The sequence below is a fragment of the Streptomyces otsuchiensis genome (assembly GCF_004305975.1).
Lineage (GTDB): Bacteria > Actinomycetota > Actinomycetes > Streptomycetales > Streptomycetaceae > Streptomyces > Streptomyces otsuchiensis.
The window spans coordinates 1-6,868 of record NZ_BHZI01000291.1 but is presented as its reverse complement, the minus strand read 5'-3'; the positions used below and the strand labels follow the sequence as shown (position 1 = coordinate 6,868).

Below are 6,868 nucleotides of genomic sequence, written 5' to 3'. Positions count from 1 at the left end.
GGGTGTCGGGGAGGGTGTCGGGCGGGGGTGTCGGGTGCGGTACGGGCGGTTTGTCGGCCGGTGCGCGTGAGGTGCGCACGGCCCGGCGCGGGCTTGGTTAGGTGTACCTAACTTAGGCGTCGTCATGTCTCGTTGGGGCAGGCGGCGGCGTGATCTTCGTCAGAAGAGAGGATTTCCGGCCACGGCGTTTCGAACCAACTCCGCCGTCGGCGGTGGTGGTCGGCCCCGTCCGGCGGCGCCGTCCCGGCTCAGCCGGCCGGCTCGGGGGCGGGCAGCCGCAGGTCGTGGCAGTCGCGCCGTTCGACCTGGTCCTCGGCGAAGCCGCTGAGCAGCGCGTGTCGCACGGGTTCGTCGAACTCACGCCAGGGCCGGGTCAGCCGCAGCCCGAAGTGGGCGGGGGCGCCGTCGCAGATGGCGGTGGCCCAGGCCCAGTTGCTGCCGAGATAGGGCTCCCTGGGCTGGCCCTGCCGTGTGCTGTCCGCGTACCAGCGGTGCTGGGCGTCGAGGATGGGAACGCTCCACTCCCCGTACCAGCTGGTCAGCACGAGCACGGTCTGCCCGTCGGAGTTCTGGAGGGTGCACCGGCCGGCGGGGGCGGTGTCGGCGGCGGCGGTGGAGACGGTCCATCGCCCGTCGCGTGGCGCCGGCACGGTGTCGGTGGCGAGCGCCTCGCAGGGGGAATCCCCCAGAAGCTCGGCCGCGACCGGTTCGGCGGGCTGGAAACGGCCGTCGTAGTTCAGGGGTTCCGCACCGCAGCCCAGGCGCTCGCCGGCGACGTCGGCGGCGGACACCGCCAGTCTCAGGGTCGCCTCGCTGATCTCGCCCGACGGCCCGCGCACGGTGACCAGCGGGCGCTGGTCGAACCCGCCTCCGTTGGGGACGAGGTCGGGGCAGGGCGGCAGGAAGTGGAAGTATCCGTGCAGGGTCACCATGCCGGGCAGCGGCTCGGGGAGCGCCTGCAACGAGGTCTCCTCGTCGACCCGTTCGGCGAGGTCGCCCACCAGTGCCGATCGGACCGACTCCTGGTCGCTGACGGCGCTGACGGTCAGCAGTCGCCGGTCCTCACGGTCGAAGAGCACACACGCGTACTCGCCGAGGCGGGCGTCGGTGATCTCCTCCGCCCGGTAGACGGAGCGGTCGCCGGCCACAGCCGCCAGCTGGTCGGCCGGCAGGTCGTTCTGGCAGCCGCGTGGTGTCGGCCGGGTCCAGTCGGTGAGCGGACCGAGGGCCGCGACCGCCGCCAGCACGAGCAGCCCGAGTCCGGCGGCCAGCAGGCAGCGTCCGGTTCTCGACGTGCCGAGTCGCCCGCGCATATCCCGTGACCTTTGAGCGAGTTGGGAGCCAGTGCCCGACCGGGCTCACCCCCCGGCGGACTCTTACCGTAAGGGGTACGGCACGCTCCGGTGCCCCTGGGGTGCGAGGCGGATCACACTGCCGGGAAGCCCGCAGCTCACAGGGGGGCGTCGCCCGCGCGCCGCCCCGCCGGTCCCGGGTGGGCCGGCGGGGCAGCGGGCAGCGGACAGCGGACAGCGGAGCGGCAGCGGGCCGCCGCCCGCGGCCGCGTCGTGGATCAGCCCGGAAGGTCGCCGCGGACCCGCAGCGCGCGCCGCAGATCGTCCAGCTGGTCCGTCAGCCCGCGGTGGAGGGCCTGCGTGACGGCGGGATCGGACAGGACGGCCTCGCCCCGGCGCAGCGTCGCCTCGTCGCCCAGGCCACGGGGGAACGCGTACCGGCTGGCGGAGACGGTGATCGAGTGGCCGCGCCGCACGGCGAGCGGCACCACGTCGGCGAAGTACCGCTCCGCGTAGGGCACCAGCAGCTCCCGCTGCTCCGGGTGCCAGAAGCCCTGCGCGGTGGCGATGAACAGGTAGTTGGACAGCTCGCTGTCCGGCTGGAACAGCGCCTCCCACGCCGCCGCCTTGTGGTCCGCGGTCGGCAGGGCGGCCCGGCAGCGGGCGGCGCCCTCCGCTCCGGTGGCGCTGGTGTCCGCGCCGCCCTCGGCGTCGATCTCCTCGGGGGTGAGGTCCCCGAGGACGGCGAGCCGGTGCAGCACCTTCCAGCGCAGCTCCGGGTCGAGCAGCGGGCCGCCGGGGAGGGTGCCCGCGTCCAGCCATGCCCGCAGGTCACCGGGGTGGGCGGCGGCTCCGATGAGGTAGCGCGCCGCGACCAGCCGCCGGGCGGGGGCGCCGGGGCGGTCCAGCAGCTCCCGGGCGAGGTCGCGCACGGTCGCCAGCGTCTGTTCCCGGGCCGGGTCCGCCAGGTACTGGTCGGCGATCTGGGAACGGACGAACCCGAGGACGTTGTCGAGGATGGCGAGGTCCGGCTCGTCGGGCAGGTGGCGGCGTGCCATCTCCGCGTAGGCGAGGGGCGGGAGTTCTCCGTCGCGGACCATGTCGCGGGCGGCGTTCCACACCACGGCGCGGGTCAGGGGGTCCGGCAGCGTGGAGATGATCCGGCGGGCGGTCTCCCACGAGCCGGCGTCGAGCCGCACCTTGGCATAGCTGAGGTCGCCCTCGTTGACGACGAGCAGGGCCGGTCGCGGGCCGGGCCGGGTGACGCTCACCGTCTCGCGGTCGCCGGGAAGCTCGATGTCGTACTGGTCGCGGGCCACGGCGCGCTCGGGGTCGGCGGTGGCGGTGTCGTAGGCGCCGACGCGCAGCAGGTGCGGGCGGCCCCCGGCGTGGTGGAGGGTCAGCTCCCACTCGTCCTCCCCCTCGCGGACGGTGGGGGTGATGGTGTCCGGGCCGGGGGTGCGCAGCCAGCTCTCGGCCCAGGTGTGCACGTCGCGGCCGGAGGCGTGGCTGAGCGAGTCGATGAAGTCGGCGAGGGTGGCGTTGCCGAACCGGTGGCGGGCGAAGTGCTCGTTGATACCGGCGAGGAAGTTCTTCTCCCCGAGCCAGACGACGAGCTGGCGCAGGGCGGAGGCGCCCTTGGCGTAGGAGATGCCGTCGAAGTTGAGCCAGGCGGAGGCGGTGTCGGGCACACCGTCGGGCGCGGGGGCGACCGGGTGGGTGGAGGGCCGCTGGTCGGCGTCGTACCCCCAGGGCTTGCGGTGGGCGGCGAACTCGGTCCACGGGCGGAACTCGGTGGCCTCGGCGAGGACCTGGTAGCCCATGTACTCGGCGAAGGACTCGTTGAGCCAGATGTCGTCCCACCAGCGCAGGGTGACGAGGTCGCCGAACCACATGTGCGCCATCTCGTGGGCGATGACGATGCCGCGGTGCTGCCGCTCGGTGTCGGTCACGGCGGAGCGGTGGATGAACTCGTCCCGCAGGGTGACCAGTCCGGGGTTCTCCATGGCGCCGGCGTTGAACTCGGGTACGAACGCCTGGTCGTAGGAGTCGAACGGGTAGGGCTCGTCGAAGATCTGGTGGAAGCGGTCGAAGGTACTGCGGGTGATCTCCCACAGTTCCCCGGCGTCCTTGTCCAGGTGTTCGGCCAGCGACTGCCGGACGTGCATCCCGAAGGGCAGACCGGCGTGCTCGGTGCGCACCGAGTGCCAGGGGCCGGCGGCCACGGCCAGCAGGTAGGTGGAGATCGGCGGGGTGGGGGCGCTGCTCCAGCGACCGGGCTCGCCGGGGACCCGGCTGGTGACGCCGTTGGCGACGACCGTCCACTCCTCGGGGGCGGTGACCGTCATCTCGAAGACGGCCTTGAGGTCGGGCTGGTCGAAGGCGGCGTACACCTTCGGCGCCTCGGTCATGCAGCACATGCTGTACAGGTAGGTGAGGCCGTCCGCCGGGTCGGTGAACCGGTGCATGCCCTCGCCGGTGTGCGAGTAGGCCATGTCGGCCTCGACGTGCAGAACGTGGTCGCCCGCTGTCAGGTCGAGGGGCAGCCGGCCGTCGCGCAGCGCCGCCGGGTCGAGCTCCCGGTCGTCGAGGGTGATCCGCTGCGCGGTGACCGCGACGAGCTCGGCGAAGGTGACACCGGCCTCGCGCGCGGTGAACCGCACGGTGGTGGCGGACCGGAAGGTCTCCTCGCCACGGGTGAGGTCGAGATCGATGGTGTACCGCTGAACGTCGAGCAGTTGGGCGCGACGCCGCGCCTCGTCACGGGTGAGAGTGGCCATGTGCCCATGCTGCCCCATGGTTCCCGGGGAGCACAGGCGGGTTTGTGGGTCGGCGGGCGCGCGTCACGCCCGCGGCCCACGGGAGGGGCCCCGCCGCCCCGGCACGGCGGGACTGCTCAGCCGCGTGCGATGGTCTCGTGGTGCCGGATGACCTCGGCGATGATGAAGTTGAGCAGCTTCTCCGCGAACGCCGGGTCCAGCCGGGCGTCGCCCGCCAGTTCCCGCAGCCGGGTGATCTGCCGGGCCTCGCGGGCGGGGTCGGCGGCGGGCAGCCGGTGCTCGGCCTTCAGCCGGCCGACGCGCTGGGTGCACTTGAACCGCTCGGCGAGCATGTGCACCACGGCGGCGTCGATGTTGTCGATGCTGTCGCGCAGGCGCTCCAGTTCGGCGCGGACCTCGGGGTCGGTCGGGGCCGGTTCGGCCCCGGCGCCGCTGCCCGGGCGGGGGTCACCGTCGGTGGGGCGCTCGGTGTCGGGTCCCTGGTCGGCGCGGTGGCTGTCACTCATGGTGCACGACTGTAGGCCGTTTCCCGACCCGGCCCCGCATCGCGTCCGGTGCGCGGGACGGCGCGGCCCCCGGCCCGCCTCCGGGGAGCCCCCGGTGTGCCGCCACCCGGCGGGGCGCGCGGCGGGCGCGCGACGGTTGACGCTCCCGCCTACAGTGGTGGGCGGCTCGCAGGAGGGTGGTCTGATGTCGTTCGGTCGGGGCGCGGAACGTGACGTGGAACGGGGCTTCCCGCATCTGGCGGAGGTGCGCTCCGCGCTCACCACGCTGTACCGGGAGCTGTCCCCCGACCGGGTGCGCGGTTTCGGGGTGAGTGTGCTGCCGGTCGATGTCGCCTTCGACGACGACGAGGACCTGACGGCGGGGGTGCGCCGGATCGCCGGGGTGATGGTGCGCCATCTCGGCCTGCCCGACGTGCCGGTGGAGGTGCGGTTCCGGGAGATGGCGGAGGCGGCGTGGGTGGAGCCGTCGGACGGCGGGGCCTACACGGTGGAGCTGAACCAGCGCTTCGACGCCCACCGCCGTGACATCGGCGCGGTGCTGGCCCACGAGGTGACCCATGTCTTCCTGCACCGGGCCGGGTTGTCGCTGACGGACACCGGTGCCGACGAGATCCTCACCGACACCGCCGCCGCCTATCTGGGGTGCGGCTGGCTGCTGCTCGACGCGTTCCGGCAGGACGCGCTGACCTCGCAGAAGCTGGGCTATCTCACTCCGGAGGAGTACGGCTACGTCCTGGCGAAACGTTCGCTCGCCATCGGTGAGGACCCCCGCGTCTGGTTCACCAGTCCGCAGGCGTACGACGCCTACGGGAAGGGGCTGCGCCGCGCCGAGCACGACGCTGCGCAGCCACCGCTGGTGACGGCCGGGTGGGCGGCCCGTCGCGGCTACGAGGCGCAGCGCGGGCTGGCGCGGTCCGGCCGGGCGACGCCGGGCGTCGGCGCCTACCGGTTCGAGGCGGACCGGGACGGTGCCGGGCAACGCGTCGTCTTCGACTGCCCGGTGTGCGCGGGCCGGTTGCGGCTGCCGGTGCGCGGGCCGGTCCGGGCGCGCTGCGGGGTGTGCCGCACGGTGCTGGAGTGCGACACCTGAACTCCCCCAGGCGTCAGGGTGGCGGCGGGCGCGAAGCGGAACGACCGAGGGGGAGACGATGACGGGGCAGTCGATGACCGGACAGCCGACGGCGGCCGTGGCGCGGGCGGTCGCCGCGCTGGCCGACCGCTGGCCGGCGGTGCTGGCCAGCGACCCGCAGGTGGCGTCGGGGGGCGGGGACTTCGCCTGCTCGCCGGCCGGGCTGTGGCTGGCCGCCGCCGCGGTGGCGGCCGGTTCCGGCGGCACCACGGCGGCGGAGCTGCGGGGCCTGCTGGGTGTGGCGGGGCCGGAGGCGGCCCAGCTGGTGACGGAGACGGTCGCCGCCATGGCGGCGACGGACGCGCTGGTCTGTGCGACGGGGCTCTGGTCCCGGGTCCCGGTCCGCCGGGAGTTCCGCGAGGCACTGCCGGACGTCGGGTTCGGCACGCTGGACACGGCGGCTCTCGGGGGCCTGGACGCCTGGGTGGAGCGGGCGACGGGCGGTGTGATCCGCGAGTTGCCGCTGCGTCCGGACGAGCGGACGCTGGCACTGCTGGTCAACGCGCTGGCGCTCACCGCGCGCTGGGAGTGGCCTTTCGATCCCGCGCTGACCGCACCGCGCCCCTTCACCGACGCGGCCGGACGGGTGCGCGAGACCCCGATGATGTGGCGTTCCCTGTCCGGCCGCGAGACCTGGCGGGTGCCGGGCCGGGACGCCACGGTGGTGGAGCTGCGGTGCGCCGTCGGCCCGGCCGGCGGCAGCCCGGCGCTGGTCCGCTGTGTGCTGGGCGCGCCGGGTGACGGGGCGGCGCGGGTGCTGCCCGCCGCGTGGGCGCCGGCCGCGGAACGGGCGCCGGTGGAGGCGGACACCGTGCGGGTCGGCGTGCCCCGGCTGGAGCTGGACTCCACGGTGGAACTGGTGCCGCAGCTGGCGGCGCTGGGTGTGCGGGAGATGGCGACCACGGCGGCGGATTTCTCCGGCCTGTCCCCCGAGCCGCTGATGTTCGACCGGGCGGTGCAGCGCTGTGTGCTGTCGCTGACGGAGCGGGAGGTCAGGGCGGCGGCGGTGACGGTCTTCGCGGGGCGGTTCGGCGGGGCGCCACCGGCGGCACTCCGTCGGCTGACCGTCGTCCTGGACCGCCCGTTCGGGGTTGCGGTGCTGGACGGTTCGGGCTCGTTGCCGCTGTTCGCGGCCTGGCAGGCGTCGGTGCCCCGCCCACC

The 6,868-nt window shown here is 74.4% G+C and carries 5 protein-coding genes; 2 read left to right on the top strand and 3 right to left on the bottom strand.

Translation table 11 applies throughout. The features are described from left to right. Positions 1-248 precede the first annotated feature (248 nt). The 3 genes from E0D90_RS21775 to E0D90_RS21765 all read right to left on the bottom strand — a co-directional run bounded on the left by E0D90_RS21775 (position 249) and on the right by E0D90_RS21765 (position 4,578). A complete protein-coding gene (locus E0D90_RS21775) occupies positions 249-1,313 on the bottom strand; it encodes a hypothetical protein (protein ID WP_130799746.1) in 1,065 nt (354 codons plus the stop codon). A 257-nt stretch (positions 1,314-1,570) separates the two neighbouring features. Beyond that, positions 1,571-4,072 carry an aminopeptidase N gene (pepN, locus tag E0D90_RS21770; protein ID WP_130799745.1) on the bottom strand — a complete coding sequence of 834 codons (2,502 nt, stop codon included), beginning with the start codon at positions 4,070-4,072 and terminating at the stop codon, positions 1,571-1,573. A gap of 116 nt (positions 4,073-4,188) precedes the next feature. After that, on the bottom strand, positions 4,189-4,578 hold the full coding sequence (locus E0D90_RS21765; RefSeq protein WP_103503727.1) for a chorismate mutase: 390 nt from the start codon (positions 4,576-4,578) through the stop codon (positions 4,189-4,191). A 184-nt stretch (positions 4,579-4,762) separates the two neighbouring features. On the opposite strand from E0D90_RS21765, the gene E0D90_RS21760 reads away from it, so the two are divergent. After that, on the top strand, positions 4,763-5,668 hold the full coding sequence (locus E0D90_RS21760; protein ID WP_103503726.1) for a hypothetical protein: 906 nt from the start codon (positions 4,763-4,765) through the stop codon (positions 5,666-5,668). A gap of 58 nt (positions 5,669-5,726) precedes the next feature. Next, on the top strand, positions 5,727-6,868 hold a 1,142-nt coding region (locus tag E0D90_RS21755), incomplete at its 3' end, for a serpin family protein (protein WP_227870392.1).

What these genes read in the sequence shown, in the direction of transcription:
- E0D90_RS21775 (WP_130799746.1), bottom strand. Translation starts at nt 1,313, where the DNA reads ATGCGCGGGCGACTCGGCACGTCGAGAACCGGACGCTGCCTGCTGGCC.
- pepN (WP_130799745.1), bottom strand. Translation starts at nt 4,072, where the DNA reads ATGGCCACTCTCACCCGTGACGAGGCGCGGCGTCGCGCCCAACTGCTC.
- E0D90_RS21765 (WP_103503727.1), bottom strand. Translation starts at nt 4,578, where the DNA reads ATGAGTGACAGCCACCGCGCCGACCAGGGACCCGACACCGAGCGCCCC.
- E0D90_RS21760 (WP_103503726.1), top strand. Translation starts at nt 4,763, where the DNA reads ATGTCGTTCGGTCGGGGCGCGGAACGTGACGTGGAACGGGGCTTCCCG.